This window comes from Rhodococcus sp. YH1, assembly GCF_009939605.1.
GTDB classification, from domain to species: Bacteria; Actinomycetota; Actinomycetes; order Mycobacteriales; family Mycobacteriaceae; genus Rhodococcus; species Rhodococcus aetherivorans.
Window position 1 is genome coordinate 15,578 of record NZ_WVTE01000238.1, and the last position, 25,084, is coordinate 40,661.

The 25,084-nt window shown below is 73.1% G+C and carries 25 protein-coding genes; 16 read left to right on the forward strand and 9 right to left on the reverse strand.

The window, feature by feature from the left end; all coding sequences use genetic code 11:
* Positions 1-41: 41 nt before the first annotated feature.
* Positions 42-1,340, reverse strand: a complete 1,299-nt coding sequence (locus AIIKEEIJ_RS21940; RefSeq protein ID WP_029543571.1) for an alkaline phosphatase family protein — start codon at positions 1,338-1,340, stop codon at positions 42-44.
* Positions 1,337-2,983, reverse strand: a complete 1,647-nt coding sequence (locus AIIKEEIJ_RS21945) for an alkaline phosphatase D family protein (protein WP_161996552.1) — start codon at positions 2,981-2,983, stop codon at positions 1,337-1,339. The genes AIIKEEIJ_RS21940 and AIIKEEIJ_RS21945 overlap by 4 nt, the downstream gene beginning before the upstream one ends.
* Before the next feature lie 150 nt (positions 2,984-3,133).
* Between AIIKEEIJ_RS21945 and AIIKEEIJ_RS21950 the strand changes: the two genes are divergently transcribed.
* From AIIKEEIJ_RS21950 to AIIKEEIJ_RS21990, 9 genes are all read left to right on the forward strand, one after another.
* Complete coding sequence (locus AIIKEEIJ_RS21950; protein ID WP_161996553.1) at positions 3,134-4,543, forward strand: AAA family ATPase; 1,410 nt, start codon at positions 3,134-3,136, stop codon at positions 4,541-4,543.
* 224 nt (positions 4,544-4,767) lie between these two features.
* On the forward strand, positions 4,768-7,434 hold the full coding sequence (alaS, locus tag AIIKEEIJ_RS21955) for an alanine--tRNA ligase (RefSeq protein WP_161996554.1): 2,667 nt from the start codon (positions 4,768-4,770) through the stop codon (positions 7,432-7,434).
* Positions 7,434-7,958 (forward strand): Holliday junction resolvase RuvX, encoded by a 525-nt coding sequence (ruvX, locus tag AIIKEEIJ_RS21960; RefSeq protein WP_170914086.1) that lies wholly within the window; start codon positions 7,434-7,436, stop codon positions 7,956-7,958. Before alaS ends, ruvX begins: the two co-directional genes overlap by 1 nt.
* Positions 7,955-9,763, forward strand: coding sequence for an endolytic transglycosylase MltG (gene mltG / locus AIIKEEIJ_RS21965; protein WP_161996555.1), 1,809 nt, complete (start codon positions 7,955-7,957; stop codon positions 9,761-9,763). The genes ruvX and mltG overlap by 4 nt, the downstream gene beginning before the upstream one ends.
* A complete protein-coding gene (locus tag AIIKEEIJ_RS21970; RefSeq protein ID WP_050035200.1) occupies positions 9,753-10,586 on the forward strand; it encodes a shikimate dehydrogenase in 834 nt (277 codons plus the stop codon). The genes mltG and AIIKEEIJ_RS21970 overlap by 11 nt, the downstream gene beginning before the upstream one ends.
* Before the next feature lie 86 nt (positions 10,587-10,672).
* Complete coding sequence (locus AIIKEEIJ_RS21975) at positions 10,673-11,113, forward strand: SRPBCC domain-containing protein (RefSeq protein WP_006947010.1); 441 nt, start codon at positions 10,673-10,675, stop codon at positions 11,111-11,113.
* Positions 11,106-11,447 carry a metalloregulator ArsR/SmtB family transcription factor gene (locus tag AIIKEEIJ_RS21980; protein WP_161996556.1) on the forward strand — a complete coding sequence of 114 codons (342 nt, stop codon included), beginning with the start codon at positions 11,106-11,108 and terminating at the stop codon, positions 11,445-11,447. The genes AIIKEEIJ_RS21975 and AIIKEEIJ_RS21980 overlap by 8 nt, the downstream gene beginning before the upstream one ends.
* A gap of 112 nt (positions 11,448-11,559) precedes the next feature.
* The gene (locus tag AIIKEEIJ_RS21985; RefSeq protein WP_161996557.1) at positions 11,560-11,913 is read left to right on the forward strand and encodes a YciI family protein; all 354 of its coding nucleotides are present in this window, start codon (positions 11,560-11,562) and stop codon (positions 11,911-11,913) included.
* Positions 11,914-11,920: 7 nt separating this feature from the next.
* Entirely contained in the window at positions 11,921-13,147 is a 1,227-nt protein-coding gene (locus tag AIIKEEIJ_RS21990; protein ID WP_161996558.1) for a sigma-70 family RNA polymerase sigma factor, read from the forward strand.
* Here AIIKEEIJ_RS21990 and AIIKEEIJ_RS21995 read toward each other — a convergent pair.
* Complete coding sequence (locus tag AIIKEEIJ_RS21995) at positions 13,140-13,514, reverse strand: DUF1622 domain-containing protein (RefSeq protein WP_006947006.1); 375 nt, start codon at positions 13,512-13,514, stop codon at positions 13,140-13,142. The genes AIIKEEIJ_RS21990 and AIIKEEIJ_RS21995 overlap by 8 nt on opposite strands.
* Positions 13,515-13,676: 162 nt before the next feature.
* On the opposite strand from AIIKEEIJ_RS21995, the gene AIIKEEIJ_RS22000 reads away from it, so the two are divergent.
* From AIIKEEIJ_RS22000 to thrS, 5 genes are all read left to right on the forward strand, one after another.
* Positions 13,677-14,282, forward strand: coding sequence for a prepilin peptidase (locus AIIKEEIJ_RS22000; protein WP_049904244.1), 606 nt, complete (start codon positions 13,677-13,679; stop codon positions 14,280-14,282).
* 47 nt (positions 14,283-14,329) lie between these two features.
* A complete protein-coding gene (gene aroC / locus AIIKEEIJ_RS22005; protein WP_006947004.1) occupies positions 14,330-15,517 on the forward strand; it encodes a chorismate synthase in 1,188 nt (395 codons plus the stop codon).
* 4 nt (positions 15,518-15,521) lie between these two features.
* Entirely contained in the window at positions 15,522-16,106 is a 585-nt protein-coding gene (locus AIIKEEIJ_RS22010; RefSeq protein ID WP_006947003.1) for a shikimate kinase, read from the forward strand.
* Positions 16,103-17,212, forward strand: coding sequence for a 3-dehydroquinate synthase (aroB, locus tag AIIKEEIJ_RS22015; RefSeq protein WP_161996559.1), 1,110 nt, complete (start codon positions 16,103-16,105; stop codon positions 17,210-17,212). The genes AIIKEEIJ_RS22010 and aroB overlap by 4 nt, the downstream gene beginning before the upstream one ends.
* A gap of 415 nt (positions 17,213-17,627) precedes the next feature.
* Complete coding sequence (thrS, locus tag AIIKEEIJ_RS22020; RefSeq protein ID WP_338021002.1) at positions 17,628-18,857, forward strand: threonine--tRNA ligase; 1,230 nt, start codon at positions 17,628-17,630, stop codon at positions 18,855-18,857.
* Between the two features lie 45 nt (positions 18,858-18,902).
* On the opposite strand, the gene AIIKEEIJ_RS22025 is transcribed toward thrS, so the two are convergent.
* The 6 genes from AIIKEEIJ_RS22025 to AIIKEEIJ_RS22045 form a co-directional block, all read right to left on the reverse strand.
* Complete coding sequence (locus AIIKEEIJ_RS22025; protein ID WP_161996561.1) at positions 18,903-20,864, reverse strand: heavy metal translocating P-type ATPase; 1,962 nt, start codon at positions 20,862-20,864, stop codon at positions 18,903-18,905.
* Positions 20,861-21,241: an ArsR/SmtB family transcription factor gene (locus tag AIIKEEIJ_RS22030; protein WP_161996562.1), complete on the reverse strand. Its 381-nt coding sequence runs from the start codon at positions 21,239-21,241 to the stop codon at positions 20,861-20,863. The genes AIIKEEIJ_RS22025 and AIIKEEIJ_RS22030 overlap by 4 nt, the downstream gene beginning before the upstream one ends.
* Positions 21,242-21,280: 39 nt before the next feature.
* Complete coding sequence (locus AIIKEEIJ_RS22035) at positions 21,281-21,841, reverse strand: hypothetical protein (RefSeq protein WP_161996563.1); 561 nt, start codon at positions 21,839-21,841, stop codon at positions 21,281-21,283.
* A gap of 163 nt (positions 21,842-22,004) precedes the next feature.
* Complete coding sequence (locus AIIKEEIJ_RS32710) at positions 22,005-22,148, reverse strand: hypothetical protein (RefSeq protein ID WP_006937614.1); 144 nt, start codon at positions 22,146-22,148, stop codon at positions 22,005-22,007.
* Between the two features lie 166 nt (positions 22,149-22,314).
* Positions 22,315-23,535 carry a patatin-like phospholipase family protein gene (locus tag AIIKEEIJ_RS22040; RefSeq protein WP_006937615.1) on the reverse strand — a complete coding sequence of 407 codons (1,221 nt, stop codon included), beginning with the start codon at positions 23,533-23,535 and terminating at the stop codon, positions 22,315-22,317.
* 72 nt (positions 23,536-23,607) lie between these two features.
* Entirely contained in the window at positions 23,608-24,168 is a 561-nt protein-coding gene (locus AIIKEEIJ_RS22045) for a B-4DMT family transporter (protein WP_161996564.1), read from the reverse strand.
* Positions 24,169-24,201: 33 nt separating this feature from the next.
* Between AIIKEEIJ_RS22045 and AIIKEEIJ_RS22050 the strand changes: the two genes are divergently transcribed.
* Both AIIKEEIJ_RS22050 and AIIKEEIJ_RS22055 read left to right on the forward strand, forming a co-directional pair.
* A complete protein-coding gene (locus AIIKEEIJ_RS22050; RefSeq protein WP_161996565.1) occupies positions 24,202-24,360 on the forward strand; it encodes a hypothetical protein in 159 nt (52 codons plus the stop codon).
* 4 nt (positions 24,361-24,364) lie between these two features.
* Positions 24,365-25,084 (forward strand): M24 family metallopeptidase (locus AIIKEEIJ_RS22055; protein WP_161996566.1); only part of this gene is annotated, 720 nt, incomplete at its 3' end.

Genomic DNA, 25,084 nt, shown 5'->3' on the forward strand with positions numbered 1-25,084 from the left:
GCGCGACGGCGACCGGCGGAAGGGCTGCGGAGGCATCGGGCTCACCCGGCGAAGGCGTGCGTCGCCGCGCGGCCGTCCCAGCCACCCGCCGGCCCGGCCAACCCGAACAGCGCCGCGACCGTCGGGGCGACGTCGAGGGTGCGCACGGGGTCGGCGACGGTGAGGCCGCGGCGGATACTCGCATGCCCGCCGGCGACAAAGAACGGGATCTCGACGGTCGCGGCGTGACCGTGATTGCCCGGAATCGGATTCGACAACGGGCTCGGATCGGAGAACCGCCACCCCGCGTCGCACAACGCCACCAGATCACCCGCGGCGGCGCCGAGACCCAGATCCGCACCCGCGTACAGTGCGGCCACGCCCGGGACGGCGGCGGCGACCTCCCGCATCCGCGCCACCGCGTCCACCCGGGCCGCCGGATCGCCGACCCAGTACAGCAGGTTCGCACCGCCGTTCTGGGCGGTGCGCACCGATCCGGCGAGCAGCGGGTCGGCGCCGAGCACGTCGACGAGGCCGATCAGCTGGTCCGGCGCCGACCAGTCCATCCCGTGGTCGGCCAGCACGATCAGCACCGACCGTTCCCACCGTCCCGTCGCGCGCAGGAACTCCACGAACCGGGCCACCTGCTCGTCCGCCGAGCGCAGCGCCGCGGTACGCGCGAGCCGCAGCGACGCGCCGAGTACGTCCAGGTGCCCGACGCGGTCCACGTCGCCGAGGTTGGTGAACGTGAACCGCGGCGACCGCTCCTCCACCACGGAGATCAGCGCGTCGACCGTGAAGCGGTCCGGCGCGTGTTCGGTGAGCGGCAGCAGCGGCACCGGATCCCACGCCACCGACGCGCGGCCGCCGAACAGGCCGTGCAGGTACCGCTTGGACAGCACGCTCGCGGTCGTCAGCCCCAGCTCGCGGGGCAGCCGGTCGAGCACCGTCCCGGCGCGCAGGTCGGTCGGCCGGTCGAGGTCCCGGGTGCGGCCGAGCACCGGGTCGAAGATCGAGTTGGCGGGCACGCCGGAGCGGTGCGGCAGCACACCGGTCATCATCGCCGCGTGGTTCGGCAGCGTCTCGGCCACCGAGATCGCCCGGGCCGCGGTGTACCGGGTGCCGGCGTCGGCGAGCGCGAGCAGATGCGGCGTGAGACCCGGCGCGAGCTCGTCCGGGCGCATCCCGTCGACGACGAGGACGTGCACGTCCGCGTCCGGGAGCAGCGCCGACGGCGTCGCCGCCCGGGCCGGAGCCGTGCCGATCAGGGCCGGAGCCGTGCCGATCAGGGCCGCGCCGGCCAGCACGGCCGTGCCGGCGAGCATCGTGCGCCGATCGATCGCTCCGGCGGGTGGCGTCACGGCCGGGCCTGCCGGCCGTGCGCACCCGGATCGAGCGCGGCCGCCGGCTCCAGCCGCGGCGTGCCGGCGGCGACCCGCCGGCTCGTGCCGTACCGCACGCCGGTGCCCGGGTCGGTCGGATCGAGCACGTACAGCCAGTCCATCTGCACCGCGTCGGGTGTCACGTCGAGGACACCGAAGCCGTGCGAGTCCAGTTCGACGTACCGGATGTGGTGGTTCGTCGCCAGCACCGCCGCCTCGATCGACGGGGTGACGGTGCGGGGCGCGACGCCCAGCATCTCGTCGATGTTCGCCGAGGTCACCGACGGCACCACCAGTTCGGTGGCCACGGTGCCCGCGCCGGGGTAGTTCGCGGCGTCGACGGGGATGTCGGCGGCCCACGACGAGTGGATGTCGCCGGTGAGGAACACCACGTCGCGGCCGGAGGCACGAATCGCGTCGAGCAGCCGTCGCCGGTCGGCGGGATAGCCGTCCCACTGGTCGACGTTGAACGGTGCCCCCGCCGCGGGGAGCCCCGCAACTGCGGTCAGCGCCGCCGTGGTCCGCTCGTCCAGGGGCGGCAGCAGCACCGGGGCGATCATCACCGGGTTCCCGATGAGCTGCCATCGCGTGCCCGAACTCGTCACGCCCGCGGTCAACCACGCCATCTGCTCCGCGCCGGTGATGGTGCGCGCCGGGTCGTCGATGCGGCGCCCGTGCACCTGCTCGGTGCGATAGCTGCGCAGATCCAGCATCGACAGCTCGGCCAGGTCCCCGAACTGCAGCCGCCGGTACAGCCGGGGCGCGTCGGCGGTGCCGCCCGGCCGGAGGGGCTGCCACTCCAGGTAGGCCTGCAGGGCCGCGGCCCGTCGCTCCGCCCAGGCTCCCTCGACGGCGGGGTCGTGGTTCTGGGCGCCGCCGGACCACGCGTCGTTGGCGCTCTCGTGGTCGTCCCACACCACGATCCACGGCAGCCGCGCGTGCAGCCGCTGCAGATCGGGATCGCTCTTGTACTGGCCGTGCCGGATCCGGTAGTCGGCGAGGGTGACGATTTCGTGCCGCGGGTCGTGCGGGCGCACCACCCGGTTGCCGCCGGAGGCGTATTCGCCCGTGCCGTACTCGTACAGGTAGTCGCCGAGGTGCACGACGGCGTCGAGGTCCGGGCGCGCCGCCAGGTGCCGGTAGACGCCGAAGAACCCGGCCTCCCAGTTCGAGCACGACACCACCGCGAACCGCAGCCGGTTCAGCTCGGCCCCCGGCCCGGGCGCGGTGCGGGTGCGGCCGACCGGGGAGGCCGCGTCGCCGGCGGTGAAGCGGTAGAAGTAGGCGGTGTCCGGCTCGAGGCCCGTCGCATCGACCTTGACCGTGTGGTCGGACGCGGGGGACGTCGTCACGGACCCCGAGGCCACCACGTCGCGGAGGTCGCCGTCGGTGGCGATCTCCCAGCGGACCGTCGTCGCGGCGCCGAGGCCGGAACCGGGCACGGCGTCCGGGGCGGGCGTGATGCGGGTCCACAGGATCACCCGGTCGGGTAGGGGATCGCCGGAGGCCACGCCGTGCGCGAACACGACGCTCTCCGCCGCGGCGGGGGAGACGGAGACGGCCGCCAGGGCCGCGGCGCCGAGGGCGACGCCGCCCGCGCGCAGCGCGGTCCGTCGCGACACGACACGGGTTTCGGTGGGAGGCACCGGACGATCAGATCAGCGTCCCCCGCGATGAGGCAAGTACCGCGACGGAATGTCCCGAACGTTCACGGCCGGTTTCACGCGCCGTCGGCCCGACCCGCCGTCGGGCCGGGACGGTAGCGTCGTGGGGTGAGCACCTTCTTCGGAGCGGAGGAACCAGCCGGACCGGACGCCCTGTTCGAGACCCCCCGCCCGACCGAGCCCGACCCCGCACCCGTACCACCGGCGTCGCGCCCGTCCCGCGGTGCCGGACCGAACGCGCCGCTCGCCGCGCGGATGCGCCCGGCCGACCTGAGCGAAGTCGTCGGCCAGCAGCACCTGCTCGCCCCCGGTGCGCCGCTGCGCCGCCTCGTCGAGGGCTCCGGCGCCGCGTCCGTCGTGCTCTACGGCCCGCCGGGGACCGGCAAGACCACCCTGGCCTCCCTCATCTCCGGTGCCACCGGCCGCCGCTTCGAGGCGCTGTCCGCGCTGTCGGCCGGCGTCAAGGACGTGCGGGCCGTGATCGACCTGGCCCGTCGCCGCCTGGGCGCCGGTGAACAGACCGTGCTCTTCATCGACGAGGTGCACCGCTTCTCCAAGACCCAGCAGGACGCGCTGCTCGCCGCGGTGGAGAACCGGATCGTGCTGCTCGTGGCGGCCACCACCGAGAATCCGTCGTTTTCCGTCGTCGCCCCGCTGCTGTCCCGCTCGCTGGTGCTGCAGCTGCAGCCGCTGGGCCCGGACGACATCCGGGCGCTGCTCGAGCGGGCCCGCACCGACGAACGCGGTCTCGGCGGCGGTGTGGAGATCACCGACGACGCGCTCGACCACCTGGTGCGCCTCGCGGGCGGAGACGCACGTCGCGCGCTGACCGCGCTCGAGGCGGCGGCCGAGACCGCGCTCGACCGCGGCGGTACGGGCGCGACGATCGACCTGCCGACCGTCGAGTCGAGCATCGACAAGGCCGCGGTGCGCTACGACCGCGACGGCGACCAGCACTACGACGTCGCGAGCGCGTTCATCAAGTCGCTGCGCGGCTCCGACGTCGACGCGGCGCTGCACTATCTCGCGCGGATGATCGTCGCGGGGGAGGACCCGCGGTTCATCGCGCGGCGGCTGATGATCCAGGCCAGCGAGGAGGTCGGCATGGCCGATCCCACCGCGCTGCAGACCGCGACGGCGGCCGCGCAGGTCGTGCAGCTCGTCGGCATGCCCGAGGCGCAGCTCGCCCTGGCGCAGGCCACCATCCACATCGCGACCGCGCCCAAGTCGGGTGCGGTGACCGCCGCGCTCGGCGCCGCGATCGCCGACGTCAAGGCCGGCCGGTCCGGGTCGGTGCCGGCGCTTCTGCGCGACGGTCACTACGCCGGCGCCCAGAAGCTCGGTAACGCCGTCGGCTACCGCTACCCGCACGACCACCCCGACGGTGTGCTGGCGCAGCAGTACGCGCCGGACGAACTCGTCGGCGTCGACTACTACACCCCGACCGGCCACGGCGCCGAGCGCGAGCTGGCGCAGCGGGTGCCCAAGCTGCGACGGATCGTGCGCGGCGAACGGTAGGGCACCGCGTGCGCCGCAGGTCGCGCGGCAGTCCCCGAGCGAATGAACCATGCCGTCGGACTACGGAGGTGAACGATACATTCGCTCGCCCCCCGGCGGGGGACGGAGCGGCGCGGGTGGCGAGAACGGCCACCGTCGCCCGCGCGATAAGCTGAACGATGGCCGATTCGCCGTGCCCGCGCGGGTTCGGCAGCCCACACCGTCAGACAAAGAGGACCATCGACGTGCAGACCCACGAGATCCGCAGGCGCTTTCTCGACCACTTCGTGAAGGCCGGCCACACCGAGGTGCCCAGCGCGTCGCTGATCCTCGCCGACCCGAACCTGCTGTTCGTCAACGCCGGCATGGTCCCGTTCGTGCCCTACTTCCTCGGCCAGCAGACCCCGCCGTTCAGCACCGCGACATCGGTGCAGAAGTGCGTGCGCACCCTCGACATCGAGGAGGTGGGCATCACCACCCGGCACAACACGTTCTTCCAGATGGCGGGCAACTTCTCGTTCGGCGACTACTTCAAGGAAGAGGCGATAGGCCATGCGTGGTCGCTGCTGACCAGCCCCGTCGAGGACGGCGGCTACGGCATCGATCCCGAGAAGCTCTGGGCGACGGTGTATCTGGACGACGACGAGGCGTACTCGATCTGGCACGACAAGATCGGTGTCCCCGCCGAGCGCATCCAGCGTCGCGGCATGAAGGACAACTACTGGTCCATGGGTATCCCCGGCCCGTGTGGCCCCTGCTCGGAGATCTTCTACGACCGCGGCCCCGAGTACGGCGCCCCGGGCGGCCCGGAGGCCGACGAGGACCGCTACATCGAGATCTGGAATCTCGTGTTCATGCAGAACGAGCGCGGTGAGGGCGGCGCCAAGGAGGGCTACCCGATCCTCGGGCCGCTGCCGAAGAAGAACATCGACACCGGCATGGGCGTCGAGCGCGTCGCGTTCCTGCTCCAGGGCGTCGAGAACGTCTACGAGACCGACCTGCTGCGCCCGGTCATCGACAAGGCCGCCGAGCTGACCGGCAGCGTCTACGGCGCCGACCACGCCTCCGACGTGCGGTTCCGCGTCATCGCCGACCACGCCCGCACCGCCGCGATGCTCATCGTCGACGGCGTCAACCCCGGCAACGACGGTCGTGGCTACGTGCTGCGCCGCCTGCTGCGCCGGATCGTGCGCTCGGCCCGGCTGCTCGGCGCCGACACGCCGACGATGGCCGAGTTCATGGCCGTCGTGCGCGACACCATGAGCCCGTCCTACCCGGAACTGGCCACGGACTACTCGCGCATCGAGACCGTCGCCGTCGGCGAGGAGACCGCATTCCTCAAGACCCTGGGCACCGGCAGCAAGCTGTTCGAGGGCGCGGTCGAGACCGCGAAGGCGCAGGGCAGGTCCGTCCTCGGCGGCACCGAGGCCTTCACCTTGCACGACACCTACGGGTTCCCCATCGATCTGACGCTGGAGATGGCCTCCGAGGCGGGCCTGACCGTCGACGAGGACGGGTTCCGTTCCCTCATGGCCGAGCAGCGCCAGCGCGCGAAGGACGACGCCCGCGCCCGCAAGCACGCCCACGCCGACCTGACCGTCTACAAGGAGCTGCTCGACCGCGGCCCCACGGAGTTCACCGGCTTCACCGAGCTGGTGACCGAGGCGACGGTGCTGGCCGTCATCACCGGCGGCGAGCGGCTGCACGCGGCGCAGGCCGGCCAGGACGTCGAGCTGATCCTCGACCGCAGCCCCCTCTACGCCGAGTCCGGCGGCCAGATCGCCGACGTCGGCACCATCACCGCCGGCGGCCTGCGCATCAAGGTCAACGACGTCCAGAAGATCGCCAAGCAGCTGTGGGTGCACAAGGTGACCGTGCTCGAGGGACAGGTCATCGAGGGCGATGCCGTGCTCGTGCAGGTCGACCCGGCCTGGCGCAAGGGCGCCACCCAGGGCCACTCGGGTACCCACCTGGTCCACGCCGCGCTGCGTGAGGTCCTCGGCCCCAACGCCGTGCAGGCCGGCTCGCTGAACAAGCCGGGCTACCTGCGGTTCGACTTCTCCTGGCCCGGCGCGCTCAGCGAGCAGCAGAAGACCGACATCGAGGCCGTCACCAACGAGGCCGTCGCCGCGAACTATCCGGTGAACACCTTCGTCACGGACCTGGACAAGGCCAAGAAGATGGGCGCGATGGCGCTCTTCGGCGAGAACTACGGCGACGAGGTCCGCGTCGTGGAGATCGGCGGCCCGTTCTCGATGGAGCTGTGCGGCGGCACCCACGTCGAGCACTCCTCCCACGTCGGCACCGTCACCCTGCTCGGCGAGCAGTCCGTCGGTTCGGGCGTGCGCCGCGTCGAGGCGTACGTCGGCCTGGACTCGTACCGGCACCTGGCCAAGGAACGGGCGCTGCTCGCGGGTCTCTCCTCGACGCTGAAGGTGCCCTCCGAGGAGGTGCCCGCACGGGTCGAATCCCTGATCGAGCGGCTGAAGGTGGCCGAGAAGGAGCTCGAACGCACCCGCGCCGCCGCGGTGCTCGCCTCGGCCGGCACCTTCGCCGAGAAGGCGCAGCGCACCGGGGATCTTCTCGTCGTCGCCGAGACCGCCCCCGAGGGCGTGGCCGGGAACGACCTGCGCAGCCTCGCCTCCGACGTCCGCGGCCGGCTCGGCAGCGAGCCCGCCGTGGTGCTGCTGCTCGGTTCCGCCGACGGCAAGGTGCCGTTCGTCGTCGCCACCACCAAGGCGGCCCAGGCGAGGGGCATCAAGGCCGGCGACCTGGTGTCGAGCTTCGGGCCCGCCATCGGTGGCCGCGGCGGCGGCAAGCCCGACATGGCGCAGGGATCCGGATCCGATCCGGCCGGGATCCCTGTGGCGCTGACCGCGTTCCGGGCCCGGCTGAGCGAGCTGGCCGGCTGATCGTGGCCGACTTCGCCGGTCCCGACCGTCCGGGCGTCGACGACCCCGGCCGCGGCCGCCGCATCGGCATCGATGTCGGAAGTGTCCGAATCGGGGTCGCCTCGTCCGACCCTGACGGCATCCTGGCCACTCCGGTCGAGACCGTGCCCCGCTCGAAGGAACGCGGGTCCGACGCGCCGGATATCCGGCGCATTGTGGACATCGTCACGGAGTACGAGGCCGTGGAGGTTATCGTCGGACTGCCGCAGACCCTGCGCGGGGAGCCCGGCAAGGCCGCGAAACTGGCCCGTGATTTCGCGGGACGGCTGCGCCGGCGCCTGACCGGGATCCCCGTGCGGATGGCCGACGAACGATTCACGACGGTCACTGCGGCGCGGGCGCTCCGCGAGAGCGGAGTCAGCGCGCGCGGTGCGCGGCCGGTGATCGACCAGGCCGCCGCCGTCGCCATCTTGCAGGGTTGGTTGGACGAGCGGAGTGCAGTTGTGAACGTGGCCGAGGACGGCAAGCCGGGGAGCGGGCAGTGAGCCGGCACGGGCGGCCGGACGACGAGTCCACCGGGGCGGACCACGACTTCCCCGGGGGGCGCTCCGGCTTCGGACCCGCGCAGCAGGACGAGTGGTACCGGCCGCGGCACGGTTCTCCGGGGCCCGACGTCCCGGAGCCGCCGGCCCCGGCCGGGGCCGGCTACCGATACGAGCACCCACCGCATCCGGCCGCCGGACATCCCTTCGACGACGCGCCGACCACTGAGCACGTCTACCGGCTCGACGACTACGCCCCCGGCGCCCCGTCGCAGCCCGACCCCCGCCACGACCGGCAGGACCTCGATCCCCACGGCCGGACTCCCACCGACGGCCCGGGCCACGACACCTTCGAGGCCCGGGCCCACGAGACGCAGGGCTACGAGACGCAGGGCTACGAGCCCCGGGACTACGACCCCCGCGACCACGACGGGTACGACCCCGAGCCGGGGGCCTACCGGTACGACGACTACGAGCAGCGGCCGGCCTACGACGAGGCGGGCTACGACCAGTTCGGCTACGCCGCGGTGGACGACGACCCCCGCGGATACGCCGAGACGCCGGCCGCAGGGCGGGACTGGACCGACTCCGCCGACCGCGCCGCCCCCGAAACCGTCGGGGTGTCCCCGGCCCGCCGGGCCCACGCCCACTCGGCCCGGGCCCGCCGCACCCGCGGCCGGATCGTCGGGATCCTCGCCGTCGCGGCCGTGCTGGTCCTGCTCCTCGGCGGCGGATTCTTCGCCTACCAGAAATTCACCGGCCCGGACCTGCCGCCCGACTACACCGGTGCGGGCGGTCCCGCCGTCGTGGTGCAGGTGCACCCGGGCGACACCGCCGAGCAGATCGGCGCCGCCTTCAAGGAGGCGGACATCGTCGCCAGCTCCGATGCCTTCTACAACGCCGCCGTCCAGGACCCCGGCATGAACTCGCTGCAGCCGGGCTTCTACTCGATCGCCAGCCGGCTTCCCGCCCGCGAGGCCGTCGCCGCCCTGGTCGACCCCGCGAACCGGGTGGGGGCGGTGGTGATCTCCGAGGGCCGGCAGTTGCACGACATCCGCGACGTCAACACCGGCGCGGTGCGCAAGGGCATCTACACCCTCATCGCGGAGGCCAGCTGCCTCGACCGCGACGGGCAGCGCACCTGCCTGACGTACGAGGAGCTCGACGCGGCCGGCGCGAGCACCGACCTCGCCGCGCTCGGCGTGCCGGAATGGGCGCGGGGCGCGGTCGCGAACGTGCCCGACCGCAACCGTCAGCTCGAGGGGCTCATCGCGGCGGGCCGCTGGGACTTCGACCCCAGTGCCGGGGCCGCCGAGATCCTGCGGTACCTCGTCTCCACCAGCGCGCAGCGCTACGACGAGACCGGCATCACCCAGGCCGCGGCGAAGGTCGGGCTGACCCCGTACGAGATGCTCGTCGCCGCGTCCCTCGTGGAACGCGAGGCGCTGCCGGACGACTTCGCGAAGGTCGCGCGGGTGATCCTCAACCGCCTGAAGATCGGGCAGCCGCTGCAGTTCGACTCGACGGTCAACTATGCCCTCGACGAAACCGAGCTGGCGACCACCGACGCCGACCGGGCGCAGGTCACCCCCTGGAACACGTACGCGAGCCCCGGACTGCCCGCCACGCCGATCTCGTCGCCGAGCATCGAGGCGCTGCAGGCCGTGGAGAACCCGGAGGCGGGGGACTGGACGTACTTCGTGACCATCGACGCCCAGGGCACGACCCTGTTCACCAACAGCTACGACGAACACCTGACGAATACGCAGCAGGCTCTGGAAAGCGGAATCCTCGACAGTGGCAGATGACATCGTGACCGGCGGCCGCAAGGCCGCGGTCCTCGGCAGCCCCATCGCGCATTCGAAGTCCCCGCTGTTGCACCTGGCGGCCTACCGGGCGCTGGGGCTGACGGACTGGACGTACGAGCGCATCGAATGCACCGGCGAGCAGCTGCCGGCGCTGGTGGCCGGGCTCGGCCCCGAGTGGGTCGGGGTGTCGGTGACGATGCCCGGCAAGTTCGCGGCGCTCGAGTTCGCCACCGAGCGTACCGACCGGGCGGTGCTGATCGGCTCGGCGAACACCCTGGTGCGGACCGCGGACGGCTGGCGGGCCGACTGTACCGACGTCGACGGCGTCACCGGCGCGCTGCGCGCCGCCGGCGTCGGGGATCTGACCGGCGCCTCGGCGGTGGTGGTCGGGGCCGGGGGGACGGCGCGCCCGGCCCTCGTGGGGCTCGCCGAGCTCGGGGTCACGTCGGTGACCGTCGTCGCCCGCAGCGAGCTCCGGGCCGCCGAGACATTCGACTGTGCCGAGGCGGTAGGCATGAAGCCGCGCTGGCTGCCGTTCGACGCCCCGGAACTCGGGGAGGTGTGCGCGTCCGCGGGCGCGCTGGTGAGCACCGTGCCGGCGGCGGCGGCCGCGCCCTACGCGCAGCAGCTCGGCCGCGCGCCGTTCGTCCTCGACGCGATCTACGACCCGTGGCCCACGCCGCTCGCCGAGGCCGCCGCGGCGCACGGCTCGGTCGTCGTGGGTGGCCTGCAGATGCTGCTGCACCAGGCGTTCGGCCAGGTCGAGCAGTTCACCGGCCGGCCGGCCCCGCGGGAGGCGATGGCGGCGGCCGTCGCCGGCTGAACCACCGGTAGGTGCTACCGTCCGGTTGCACATCGTCCGGGTAGGTGCAACCATGAAGTTGCATGTCATCGGACGAGGAGGTTCCCATGGACACGCCGGACCGCATCGAACGGGAGATCCGCATCGAGGCGCCCGCCGCTCGGGTGTGGCAGCTCGTCGCCCGGCCCGGCTGGTGGATCGGCGACGGCGACCGTTCCGGGCACACCGTGACCACCGACGGCGACCTGATCGTCGTCCACGACCCGCGGTACGGGAAGTTCCCGATGTACCGGGTGGCGTCCGATGAGCCCCGATACCTCGCGTACCGCTGCTCGGCGGTGATCGACGAGCCGCCCCGTGACGGCGCCGCCACCCTCGTCGAGTTCTTCCTCACCGAGGTGGGCGGCGGCACCGTCCTGCGCGTCGTCGAGAGCGGGTTCGGCGCCCTGGACGGGACCCCGGCACAGCGCCGCGGGGCGTTCGAGGGCAACACCGACGGCTGGCGGCAGCAGCTCGACATCGCCAAACGGGACGTCGAGAGTGCCTGACCCCGCCGATTCCGCCGTCGGCGCGGTGCTCGCGGCGCTGGCCGACCCGACCCGCCGGCTCATCCTCGGCACGCTCGCCGAACTGGGGAGGGCCAGCGCCACCACGCTCGCCGGGCGGGTCCCGGTCTCGCGCCAGGCGGTGGTCAAGCAACTCCAGATCCTCGAGACCGCGGCCCTGGTCGACGCCGCCCGCGCCGGCCGGGAGGTGCTCTACACCCCGCGCCCCGAGACCCTGGACGGCTCGGCCCGGTGGCTCGCCGAGCTGGCCGACGCCTGGGACCGCCGTCTCGGGGCGGTGAAACGCGCCGCCGAAGAGGGCCGGCCCTCCCGCTGACCGGCGGAGGAAGAAAATTCCGCGCCGGATGTCGATCCACCCGCCGGCCGTTCGTGTACAGGTTGGATCACCGGCACCGGGCCGGGGACCGCCACCGCGAGGAGGATCGGCCATGACCCAGTACCTGCTGAGCATCTACCAGCCCGACGGTGACCCGCCGCCGCCGGAGTTTCTCGACCCGATCATGCGCGACGTCGAGGCCGTCGATGCCGAGATGCGTGCCGCCGGCGCCTGGGTGTTCGCCGGGGGACTGCACCCCCCGAGCACCGCCACCGTGCTCCGGCTCGCGGGCGACGGCATCCTCACCACCGACGGCCCGTACCTCGAGGGCAAGGAACACATCGGCGGGTTCACCGTGATCGAGGCGCCCGACCTCGACGCCGCCCTGGAGTGGGGCCGCAAGCTCGCCCGCGCGATCACGCTGCCGATCGAGGTGCGGCCGCTGCAGGGCGGGCACTGCGGGTGACACGCCCGTGCCCGAGGTGACGGACGCGGAGATCGCGCGCGTGTTCCGCGCCGAACACGGCCGTGCGGTCGCCGCGCTCGTCCGCGCCTTCGGGGACATCGACCTGGCCGAGGAATCCGTGCAGGACGCGTTCGCCGTCGCCGTCGCCCGGTGGCCGGTCGACGGGCTGCCGCCGAGCCCGGCCGGGTGGATCGTCACCACCGCCCGGCGCCGCGCGATCGACCGGATCCGCCGGGAGAAGGCCCGCGCCGGCAAGCACGCCGAGGCCGCCCGGCTGCACGAATCCGGGGACACCGCCGTCGACGGCGAGGAGACCGTCGTGCCCGACGACCGGCTGCGCCTGATCTTCACGTGTTGCCATCCCGCGCTGGCGCCCGCCGCCCGCGTCGCCCTCACGCTGCGGTTGCTCGGCGGCCTGACCACGGCCGAGATCGCCCGGGCCTTCCTCGTCCCGGAGACGACCATGGCGCAGCGGCTGGTGCGCGCCAAGGGCAAGATCCGCGACGCCCGGATCCCGTACCGCGTTCCGGACCCCGGTGAGCTACCCGCCCGCCTCGGCTCCGTGCTCGCCGTCGTCTATCTCGTCTTCACCGAGGGGCACACCGCGGCCGGTGGGGACCGGCTGGTCCGCGACGACCTGTGCACCGAGGCGATCCGGCTCGCCCGCCTGCTGGCCGAGCTCATGCCCGACGAACCCGAGGTGCTGGGCCTGCTCGCGTTGCTGCTGCTCGCCGACGCGCGACGACCGGCCCGCACGAACGCCGCCGGGAATCTGGTGCCCCTCGCCGAGCAGGACCGCGGGCTGTGGGACCGCGACCGGATCGCCGAGGGACAGGCCCTCGTCCGGCGCTGCCTGCGGCTCGGGCGGCCCGGCCCGTACCAGATCCAGGCCGCGATAGCCGCCGTCCACGGCGATGCCGCCACGGTCGAGACGACCGACTGGCGGCAGGTCGTCGCGCTCTACGATCAGCTGCTCGTCGTCGCACCCACCCCGGTCGCCGCCCTGCACCGGGCAGTCGCGGTGGCCGAGGTCGACGGCCCCGCCGCGGGTCTCGCCCTCGTCGACACCCTCGACCTGGACCGCTACCACCTGTTCCACGCGGTGCGCGCCGACATGCTCCGCCGGCTCGGCCGCATCCCGGAGGCCGCCGCGGCGTACGACGCGGCGCTCGCGCGGACCGCCAACGCCGCCGAGCGCGGCTTCCTGCAGCGCCGTCGCGCCGAGCTCAGCTGACCGGCGACTCCTCCGCCGGCGGCCCGGTCCTGCCGTTCTGCCACGGCCACCGGCCGGAGATCTCGAGCTGCAGGGACCAGCTCAAGAAGGTCCGGATGAGGACGATGACCGCCAGTACCCCTACCGAGGTGAAGGTGGGGGTGACGGCGACCGTCTTGATGATGTCCGCGGCCACCAGGAATTCGAGACCGAGCAGGATCGACCGCCCGAGATCGCGCCGATAGCGTTCGTAGATCGGTGCGGCGGCGGAGCGGCGCCAGGACCGCACGGCGACCCAGCTCGCCACCGCCGCACCGACGACGATCACCGCCACCCCGACCACGTCGACGGCGCCGCCGACGGTCTCGAGCACGCGGGACAGCTCCATGCGAACCTCCGGGGTGCGGACGGGACGATTCGGTCATGTTCGCAGGTCCGGCTCGATCCGTCCCGGCAACCGGTTGTCCACACCCGGACCGGTTATCCACAGATTCTGCCTGCGGGCGGCGAGATCGCCGTGCCGGCGCCGCGCGCGCGGCACGCTGCCGCCATGACCGTATTGCTGTTCGCCGTGCTCGGCGCCGCGGCCGGTGCCGGCGCGCACCGCCTCGTCGCCCGCCTCGCCGGGCGCCACCCACCGCGCGGGGTGTGTGAGGCCGCCGCCGCGGCCGGCGGCGCCGTGGCCGTGCTCGCCACCGCCACGGCACCGGGTGCGGCCGCCGTCGCGGCGCTGATCTGGTGGTGTGTGTGCCTGAGCGCGGCCGACCTGTCGGCGCGGCGGCTGCCGAACGTCCTGACGGTGCCGGGCGCCGCCGTCGTCCTCGCGGTCGCCGCAGGAGCGGGACACGCGGCCCCTGCGCTCGCCGGGGCGGTCCTGCTGGCCGGGCCGTACCTGCTCGCTCACCTGGCCGCCCCGCGGAGTCTCGGCGCGGGCGATGTGAAGCTCGCCGCCGGGCTGGGGGCGGCCGCGGGCGCGAACGGCGCGGCCGCGTGGACGACGGCGGCCCTGCTGCCACCGCTGCTCACCGCCGCGGCGGGCGCCGTCGTCGTCGGCGCGGGTTGGGTACGGGCACATCGCCGCCCGCGCGGTGTGGTGCTGCCGCACGGGCCGTCGATGTGCGCGGCGGCCGTCGCCGCGGTCCTGGCGGCGGGTTGACCGGGGCGGCGTCCTGCCGGTGGCGGTGCACGTGGAAGGATGGGATTGTGCTGCGCTGGATAACTGCTGGAGAGTCCCATGGTCCCGCCCTCGTCGCGATGCTCGAGGGGATGGTCGCCGGCGTCGAGGTGACGTCGAGCGACATCTCGGAGCAGCTGGCGCGGCGCCGCCTCGGCTACGGCCGCGGCGCGCGCATGAAATTCGAGGCCGACAAGGTCACCATCCTCGGCGGCGTCCGGCACGGCCACACCCTCGGCGGCCCGGTGGCCATCGAGATCGGCAACACCGAGTGGCCCAAGTGGGAGACCATCATGTCCGCCGACCCGGTGGACGCCGAACTGCTCGCCGGGCAGGCCCGCAACGCGCCGCTGACCCGTCCGCGACCCGGCCACGCCGACTACTCCGGCATGCTCAAGTACGGCTTCGACGACGCCCGGCCCGTCCTCGAGCGCGCCAGCGCCCGGGAGACTGCGGCCCGCGTCGCCGCCGGCACCGTGGCCCGCAACTTCCTGCGCCAGGTGTTCGGCGCCGAGGTCGTCTCGCATGTGATCTCCATCGGCGCGTCCGAACCCTACGTGGGGGTGGAGCCGACCGGCGCCGACCTCGCCGCCATCGACGCCAGCCCGGTGCGGGCCTTCGACAAGTCGGCCGAGGAGTCGATGATCGCCGAGATCGAGGCCGCCAAGCGCGACGGTGACACCCTCGGCGGTGTCGTCGAGGTCGTGGTGCACGGCTTGCCCGTCGGTCTCGGCTCGTTCATCAGCGGTGCCGACCGGCTCGACGCCCGGCTCGCCGCGGCCCTCATGGGCATCCAGGCCATCAAGGGCGTCGAGGTCGGCGACGGCTTCGAGACCGCCCGCCGCCGCGGCAGCGTCGCCCACGACGAGATGCGGCCCGGCCCCGACGGCGTGCTCCGCTCGACCAACCGGGCCGGCGGCCTCGAGGGCGGCATGACCAACGGCGAGGCGCTGCGGGTGCGGGCCGCGATGAAGCCCATCTCCACGGTGCCGCGCGCCCTCGCCACCGTCGACATGTCGTCCGGCGAGGAGGCCGTCGCGATCCACCAGCGCTCCGACGTGTGCGCCGTGCCCGCGGCCGGCGTCGTGGCCGAGGCGATGGTGGCGCTCGTCGTGGCGCAGGCCGCGCTCGAGAAGTTCGGGGGCGACTCGATCGACGAGACCCGCACCAACGTCCGCAACTACCTCGAGGCCGTCGCGGCCCGGGTGCCACGGTGACGACATGACGCCACGCGCAGTTCTGATCGGGCCGCCCGGGGCCGGCAAGTCGACCATCGGCCGCCGGCTCGCCCAAGCCCTCGACCTGCCGTTGCTCGATACCGACGCCGAGATCGAGCGCACCACCGGGCGCACGATCCCGGACATCTTCGGCACCGACGGCGAACCGGCGTTCCGGCGGATCGAGGAAGAGGTGGTGGCCGACGCGCTCGCCCGTCACGACGGGATCGTCTCGCTCGGCGGCGGCGCGATCCTGTCCGAGCGCACCCGCGCCCTGCTCGAGGGGAGGACGGTGATCTACCTCGAGATCAGCGTCGCCGAGGGCCTGCGCCGCACCGGGACCAACACCACGCGGCCGCTGCTCGCCGGGGCGGATCCCGCGGCGAAGTACCGGGAGCTGATGCGCCGGCGCCGCCCGCTGTACCGGCAGGCGGCCACCATCCGGGTGCGCACCGACGGGCGCAGCCCCGGCCGCGTGGTGCAGCAGGTCCTTGCCAAACTGGAGGCGCAGACGGATCTGGCCGCCACCGGTGCCCACCCGTCCGCTGCCAGCGGGACCAGTACAGAGAATCGGAGCAATCAACCGTGACCGAACCGGTACGCGTCGACGTCCAGACGGCCCAGCCCTACCCGGTGATCATCGGCCGAGGCCTGCTCGGTGAGCTCGTCGACGAACTCACCGGCACCCGCACCGTCGCGATCCTGCACCAGCCGCCGCTCGCGGAGACCGCCGAGGCGGTGCGCACCGCGTTGGCGGAGAAGGGGATCGACGCCCACCGGGTCGAGATCCCCGACGCCGAAGACGGCAAGGACCTCGCCGTCGCGGGATTCTGCTGGGAGGTGCTCGGGCGCATCGGGTTGACCCGCAGCGACGCGATCGTCAGCCTCGGCGGGGGAGCGGCCACCGACCTGGCCGGGTTCGTCGCCGCGACGTGGATGCGCGGGGTGCGGATCGTGCACGTGCCCACCACGCTGCTCGCGATGGTCGATGCCGCGGTCGGCGGCAAGACCGGCATCAACACCGACGCCGGCAAGAACCTCGTCGGCGCCTTCCACGAGCCGTCCGCGGTGCTCGTCGATCTCGCGACCCTCGAGACGGTGCCGCGCAACGAGATCGTCGCCGGCCTCGCCGAGGTCGTCAAGACCGGCTTCATCGCCGACCCGAAGATCCTCGAGCTGATCGAGGCCGACCCGGAGGCCGCGCTCGACCCGGCGGGAACGGTGCTGCCCGAACTGATCCGACGCTCGATCGAGGTCAAGGCGAAGGTCGTCGCCGCGGACCTCAAGGAGTCGAGCCTGCGCGAGATCCTCAACTACGGGCACACCCTCGGGCACGCCATCGAACGGCGCGAACGCTACCGGTGGCGTCACGGCGCCGCTGTCGCCGTCGGCCTGGTCTTTGCCGCCGAGCTGGGCCGCCTCGCGGGGCGCCTGGACGACGCCACCGCCGACCGGCACCGCAGCATCCTCGAGCTCGTCGGGCTGCCCACGACCTACGACGCCGACGCCTTCCCGCAGCTGCTCGAGGGCATGCAGTCCGACAAGAAGAGCCGCGCGGGCATGCTCCGGTTCGTCGTCCTCGACGGCCTCGCCAAGCCCGGCAGGCTCGAGGGACCGGATCCGTCGCTGCTCGCGGCGGCGTACTCGGCCGTCGCGCGGGAGGGGACCGCCGACCCGGGCACCGTGCTCCTGTGATCCGCTGAGCCCCCTCGACGGGCCGGCGCACCGAAGGGTGCGCCGGCCCGTTCCATTTTTCCGGGATCCCTCGGCTTACTCGGCCAGAGGTAATTCGAACCGGACGGAATCAAAGAATTTTCCGAATCGAAGGTCGCGGCCCCACCGGACGGCCGACCGCAGCCACGGAAATGAAAGACTTTTCGCCGCAACGTGTTCGGATTCGCCCTCGGCTCTTCGTTGATTTCCGGGTGGTACCGGCCGTACGATTCCCGTCATGATGAACGCTCAGCAGGTCACGACGACGCCGGATGCCTTCCGGCGCCGCGTCGCTCACTGCTGACCCACCACGCGAGCCCCGGGAGTCGACGTCCCGGGGCTTTCGTCGTGTTCGGGCACGTCGCTTCCTCTCGCCGACACGAGAGTCGAGGAACGGATCATGAACGGTGCAGATCACCGAGTGCTCGGTCGCGAACTCGAAATGTTCGCCACCGCACCGATAGTGGGTGCGGGCCTTCCGCTGTGGCTGCCGGACGGTGCGGTGATCCGTGCCGAACTCGAGGCCTTCGCCGCCGAGGTGGCGGCCGAAACCGGCTGTCGCCGCGTCTACACCCCGGTGCTCGCCAAGAAGGAATTGTTCGTCCGGTCCGGCCACTGGTCCAAATTCGCCGACGACATGTTCCCCGAGATGCGGGTCGGAGGCGAGAGTTTCGTTCTCCGGCCCGCCAATTGCCCCCACCACGCCCAGATCTTCGCCTCGCGGGGCCGCAGCTACCGCGACCTGCCGATCCGCCTGTCGGAGCTGGGATCGATGTTCCGCAGCGAACTGTCCGGCGTGCTCGCCGGCTTGAGCCGGGTCCGGCAGATCAGTCTCGACGACGCGCACGTGTTCTGCGCGCCCGAACAGGTCGGCGCGGAGGTGGAACTCGCGCTGAGTGCGATCGAGCGCTGCTACGGGGTCCTCGGGCTCGACGACCGGCGTTACCGCCTGTCCCTGGGTGACGCCGGCGGGCGGTATCTCGGCACCGGCGAGCAGTGGGCGCACGCCCAGGGTCAACTGCGCGGAGCGCTCGAACGGCGCGGGCTGGACTTCTTCGAGGCCGAAGGGGAGGCCGCGTTCTACGGTCCGAAGATCGACATCCAGGTCGCCGGCGCGCACGGGCGCGAGGAGACCGTGTCCACCGTCCAGCTCGACTTCACTCAGCCCGAGCGCTTCGGCCTCGAATACACCGGCGAGGACGGGCGCAGGCATCGGCCCGCGATGATCCACCGGGGTGTGCTCGGGTCGATGGAGCGGCTGATCGCGATGCTCGTCGAACGCTTCGAAGGGCGCATGCCGCCCTGGCTGTCGCCCCGCCAGGTGGCGGTCCTGCCCGTCGGGGACGGCCACGGCGACGGGGCCGGCAGGCTGCGGGACAGGTTGGTGGCCGAGGGGATTCGCGTCGACGTGCTCGCCGGGGGTTCGTTGGGCAGCCGTATCCGGGCCGCGCGCCTGCACCGCGACCCGTACATCGCGATCGTCGGCGACGAGGAACTCGCGGACGAGACCGTCAGCGCACTGGTGCCGCAGTCGGGGCAGCGGGCGTGCCTCGGGCGCGAGCAGTTCGTGCAACGGGTGCGGGCCGACGTCCGGGGCCGGGTCCTGCGTCCGTCCGCGCTGCCGTGAACGCCCCCTCGTGGACGCCGGCCGAGGGGGAGCCGGCGTCTCGGGTCATGACCGGGTTCCGGCGATCGGCTCGGCCGCCGTCGGCGCTGGTCGTGCCGTCGCAGTCGGGCTCCGCGCGCGCCCGGCCCGGACTCCGTTGGCGATCACGACGATCTCGGCGACCTCGTGGACGAGGACGACCGCGGCCAGGCCGAGGACTCCGAACAGGGCGAGTGGCATCAGAACGGTGATGATCGCCAGGGACAGTCCGACGTTCTGCAGCATGATCGTCCGCGACCGTCGAGCGTGGCGGAGCGCTCGGGGCAGGTGCCGCAGGTCCTCGCCCATCAGGGCGACGTCGGCGGTGTCGATGGCGACGTCGGAGCCCATCGCGCCCATCGCGATGCCGAGGTCGGCGGCCGCGAGCGCAGGGGCGTCGTTGACCCCGTCGCCGACCATCGCGGTCGGCCGTGTGGCGCGCAGGGTCTCGACGAGACGGGCCTTGTCCTCGGGGCGCAGGTCGGCGTGCACCTCGTCGATACCGGCGTCGGCGGCCAGGGCTCGGGCGGTGCGGTCGTGGTCGCCGGTGAGCATCGCGACGGTGTAGCCGTCACGGCGCAGCCCGGCGACCACCTCGCGCGCTTCCGCGCGGAGCTCGTCGCGGACGGCGACCGCCCCGATCGCGGCGCCTTCGCGTTCGACGAGGACCGCGGTGGCCCCGGCGTGCTGCATCCGCTCGATGTCCGCGGCGAGCGGACCGGCGTCGATCCAGCCGGGCCGGCCCAGCCGGACAGGAGCGCCGGCGATGCGGCCGGTCAGGCCGGCACCGGGGACCGCGTCCACCTGTTCGGCCGGCACGTAGTCGTCGACGGCGGCGAGAATCGCCGGGGCGAGGGGGTGTTCGCTGCGGGCCTCCAGAGCGGCGGCCACGGCGAGAACGTCGTGGGGGGTCGTTCCCTCCGCGGTGGCGACGTCGAGCACGGCGGGCCGGTTCCGGGTGAGGGTGCCGGTCTTGTCCAACGCGATGCCGCGGATGCGGCCGAGAGCCTCGAGGGCGGCGCCGCCCTTGACCAGGACGCCGAACCTGGATGCGGCGCCGACCGCGGCGACGACCGTGACCGGGATCGCGATCGCCAGCGCGCACGGCGACGCGGCGACCAGCACCACCAGGGCGCGTTCGATCCACACGCGCGGATCCCCGGCCAGGCTGCCGACGACGGCGATGGCCGCGGCCGCGACCATCACGGCCGGGACGAGTGGGGTGGCGATCCTGTCGGCCAGGCGTTGCGCGTCGCCCTTGCGGGACTGCTCGGCCTCGACGATCCGCACGATCCTGGCCAGCGAGTTGTCCTGCGCGCCGGCGGCGACCTCGACCTCGAGGACACCGGTGCCGTTGATCGACCCGGCGAACACCTCGTCGCCCGGACCGGCCTCGACGGGCATCGATTCCCCGGTGACGGCGGAGGTGTCCAGGGCGGTGCGCCCGGATCGGACGATCCCGTCGGTGGCGATTCGCTCCCCGGGTTTGACGATCATGACCTCGCCGAGCGCGAGGTCGGCAGGCGGAACGGTCTGCTCGCGACCGTCGCGCAGCACCGTGGCGGTGTCCGGGACCAGGGACAGCAGTGCGCGCAGGCCGCGGCGGGTGCGGGTGACGGCGTACTCCTCGAGTCCCTCGCTGATCGCGAACAGGAACGCGAGCATCGCGGCCTCGCCGACCTCACCGAGCAGCACCGCGCCGAGGGCCGCGATCGTCATCAGGGTCCCGACGCCGATCCCGCCCCTGGCCAGGCGTTCGAGCGTGGCGGGGACGAAGGTGTAGCCGGCGACGATCAAGGCCACCGCCTCGAGTCCCACACCGAGAGCGTCGGGTCCGCCGCCGACACGGACGATCAGGGCCGCCACCAGCAGGACGCCCGCGGCGGCGGCCGCCCGGATCTCCGTGATCTGCCACAACTTCTCGGGCGCGTGCTCGTCCTCGCCGGGGAGGCGGGGTTCGGCGTGGCCGCAACCGCAGGCGTCGCTCACGACGCGCTCCCGGTGCCGGTGCCGTAGTTCGGGCACAACGCGACCGCGTTCCCGGTCGCGGCCAGCAACGTCTCGGCCGAGGCGAGCAGGTCCATCAACTCGGGTCGGGTCAGCGAGTAGAACACCTGCCGGCCCTGGGGGCGGCCCTCGACGAGGTTGCAGTCCCGCAGGCACGCCATGTGCGCAGAGACCGTCGACTGCGCCAACCGCAGCTCACCGACGAGGTCCGCCACCCGCGCCTCACCCTCGGCGAGCCGTCGCACGATCGCCAATCGGGTGCCGTCCGAGAGGCTGTGGAACAGCGCCACCGCGGCGTCGAGGTCCGGCACCGGCCGGGTCGACGTCGGGACCGCACCACCGTCGCGATTGATCGTCATACGGCGATGATAGCGGTTTCAGGCGATGTAACGCTGCGACTACTCGGCGCCGCGCACGACCTGCAGGCCGGGACGGCCGGCACGCGCCGGCACGGGCGTTCCGCGGCGGCCCCGGTTGTCCCGGACGGGATGGGAGAGCCGGTGGGCGTGCAGGTAGGCGACGCCCACGCGGGAATACCAGGCGGCGGTCCAGGACGGGATGCCGCCCAGCATCGACAGCGCGAACCCGTGGTGGCGGTCGACGAAGTCGACGGTCACCGCGTACAGATCCACCCCCGGGCACTTCCTGGCCGCCGCCTCGATGTCGAGGTCGTCGGGCCACCAGCTCGCGGGCAGGACGGGGTCGGCCGCCTCGGGGGTGCCCGGGTGGCGGCGACCGAGCACTCGTCCGCGCACCACCGCGGCGGCGGCGCTGCACGAGCCCTTCGCGAGGCCCCACGTCGTGGACCACAGGCCGGCGGGGTGCGTCAGCGGCAGGATCGCCCCGAGCAGTCGTTCCAGCTGCGGTTCACCACCGGTCCGGGAGCACCAAGGCCCACCCTCGTCCGAGCCGTTCGGGGCCGTCTTCCCGTCGGGGCATACCGGAGCGCGCTCTCCCATGGTTCCCTACTCTAAATGTATTGGGCGCCAGTCGGATTGATTTTCGGTGATCGCATCGCGGCAGGGGGATCCGACCGGGCGGCTCCGCCTGCCCGGCGTCCGGGTCGCGGACGGGCGGTGCTGGGGCGGTCGCTGCGCGTGGGGACTCTGCCGAGGATCGGTCTCATCCGCCGTCGAGGCTCCGGTGGGCCAGTTCCTCGCGCGCGGCGGTCTCGACGCCGACCGGGAGGGCAGGGGTGCGGCCCAGTTCGAGGTCGGCCACGAACTCGGCGAGCAGGTCGGTCGGCCATCGATCGAAGTCGGCCATCGCAATCCCCCTCGGTGCGTCCGATCGGGCGAGCGGCTTTCCCTCGCCTGCTCCCGATTCTCGATCCCGATGCTTCACAATTACACCACCGGCACGTCGTGTGACACGACTCCTCGCATAATCGGTCCGTTCCGCCCGTCCCGTCCGATTCCGGCCCGGGCGCGGATCACGCCCGGATGCCCTCCACGGCCGGCGCGGAGCTCGGTTCGGCGCCGTGTTCCCGGCCCAGGTCGGCGATCGCGGAGGTGAACTCCGGGTCGAACAGCAGGAAGCTGAGCAGGTCTCCGCGATCCTCGTCATCGCCGCCGACCAGCCGCGCGACGACGGACGGCGCGGGGTTGCGCAGGAACCGGCGCACGGCGGGTCGGCGACGCACCACGTCCTCCGCGATCTCGGCGATCCGGCCGGCCTGGCCCGGTGGTGGGCCGGCGAAGTCGATCCCGATGGGACGGTCGGTCGGGGACACCGCGCGGGTCTGCGCGATCCGTGCGTTGCGGAATTCGAGCGTGTGCAGATCCTCGATCATCCGGTAGCCGAGCATCGCGCGCAGTGCCAGGGCCGCGACGCCGGCCACGTCGGGAGGCGCCGGCCGGTGCCTCCCGGTGCGCGCCGCGACCGGCGGGGGCCACACCCGCGGCTGCGTCGCCACGACGCCGACGTCGTTCGCGCCCAGCAGCAGCGCGGGTTTGATCGGGGTGTTGAGCAGCAGTCCGCCGTCGATGTACCAGCCGGAGCGCTGCGGGGCGCATCGGTCGGTGACGTGGATGGGCCGGAACAGGATCGGGACCGCCGAGGAGGCCAGCAGGTGGTCGACGGTCAGCGTCGTCTCGACGTAGCTGATGTTGCGGCGGATGTCGTACTCGGGCAGGCGCACCGAATCGTTCTTCTCCACGAACACCACCGTCCCGCCGGTGGCCACGGACGTCGTCGCGACGGCGACCGCGTCCACCAACCCGGCCCGGATGTTCTCGTGCAGCCGGGTCCACGGGACGAGGCGCTGCAGGGTTCCCCGGATCGGGGTCGTATCGAGCAGGCTGACGAGACGCGTGCGGGGAAAGCCGATCGCCTGGCCCAGGAAGGCCGCGCCGGTGCCGAGAAGGCTGTGCACCGACGAGTACACGTCGGACGAGACCACCCCGGTCCACAGGTCCACGACCCGTTCCGCGGCCGTGGGCAGTCCCTCGTCGGCAAACGCGGCGAGCCCGAGCACGTTGATCGCGCCCGCGCTGGTCCCGACGAGGATCGCGGGCGCTGCGCCGTGCCGCGTCATCCGGGGAAGCAGGGAGGTGATCGCCCCGGCCTGATAGGCACCGCGCGCGCCCGCGCCCGCGACGACCAGCGCCGTCCGCCGGCGTCCGTGGGTACCGCGCGCCCCGCGTCCGGCCATGGGCGGAACGGTACCTGCCGGCCTCCGGCCACGGACCCGATTCCGCAACCGGCCCGGTCCGATCGGGAGACGCTAGGGGCGGCGGTCCGGATCGATCCGCTCGAACACCTCGGTCGGGGCGTCGTCGTCGCGCCACCCCTGATCCGGCGCCGCGGCCGCCCCGACCGGCGCCGGCCCGGCGTCGGGCTTCGCCGCCGGCGCGGATTTGCGCTGCTCCCGGCGCCCCAGGAACCGCCCGAGCATCACCGCGGCCGTCGCGGGGACGTACACCAGCAGCACGGTGAACGCCGCACCCGAGGTCAGTTCGAAGAACAGCGACTTGACCCCGGCCTGGATCGGGCTGACCGTGTCGATCAGCCAGGTGAGCAGGCCGGCGACGAGGCCGGTGACCGCCGCCGCCTTCAGCCACAGCATCGTCAGGTCCGCACCGTCCTCCGACTGCGGGTGCGCCCGCTGGTCGCGGATCCCGTCGAGCCCGGCCCACACGATCGCGGCGAGCACGACGACGGCCAGCGCGACCATCCGCAGCACCGAGCCTTGCAGCGGCCATTGCACCAGGGCGGCCCCCAGCAGGACCCGCACGAGCACGTGCACGAGGGTCAGGCCGAGCCCGCGAAGCAACCAGGGTTTCATGTACCTCAGAGTAACGTCTGGATCGGCGGAAGTGTGTTCCGCCCCACATGGTCTCCGCTCCTCATCGTCCTGCCCTTCGTCGTCCTGCCCTTCGTCGTCCTGCCCTTCGTCGTCCTGCCCTTCGTCGTCCTGCCCTTCGTCGTCACCGCCCGGGCGGCGGCCGTTCCGGCGGCCGCCGCGGGAGTACGTTGAGCCCATGCCCGCCGATCACGCCTCCCGCCGCGCCGCGCTGCGCCGGCTGCTCGCCGACCGGGACCTCGATGCGCTCCTGGTGACGGACCTGCTCAACATCCGCTACCTCACCGGCTTCACCGGTTCGAACGCCGCGCTGCTCGTCACCGCCGACGACGACGCCGACGAGTCCCGCACCGTCGTGTGCACCGACGGCCGCTACCTCACCCAGATCGCCGCGCAGGTGCCCGACCTGCGGGCCCGGATCGCCCGCGCCAGCGCCGATCACCTGGTCGGTTCCGCGGCCACGCCGGCCCGGTGGGGCTTCGAGAGCCACATCGCCACCGTCGAACAGCACGTGCGCTGGGCGGGGCTGGGCAGCCCGCTCACCCTCACGCCCGCGCCCCGGCTGGTCGAGCAGTTGCGCATGGTCAAGGACGAACACGAGGTCGGGCTGCTGAAGGCGGCGTGCGCCGCCGCGGACCGGGCGCTGGCCGACCTCGTCGCCGCCGGCGGGCTGCGCCCGGGCCGCACCGAACGGCAGGTCGGCCGCGATCTCGAGGCCCGCATGCTCGACCACGGCGCCGACGGCATCTCCTTCGAGACGATCGTCGCGACCGGGGCGAACTCGGCTGTGCCGCACCACCGGCCCACCGACGCGGTGCTCGCCGCCGGGGACTTCGTCAAGCTCGACTTCGGCGCGCAGGTCGGGGGATACCACTCCGACATGACCCGCACCTACGTC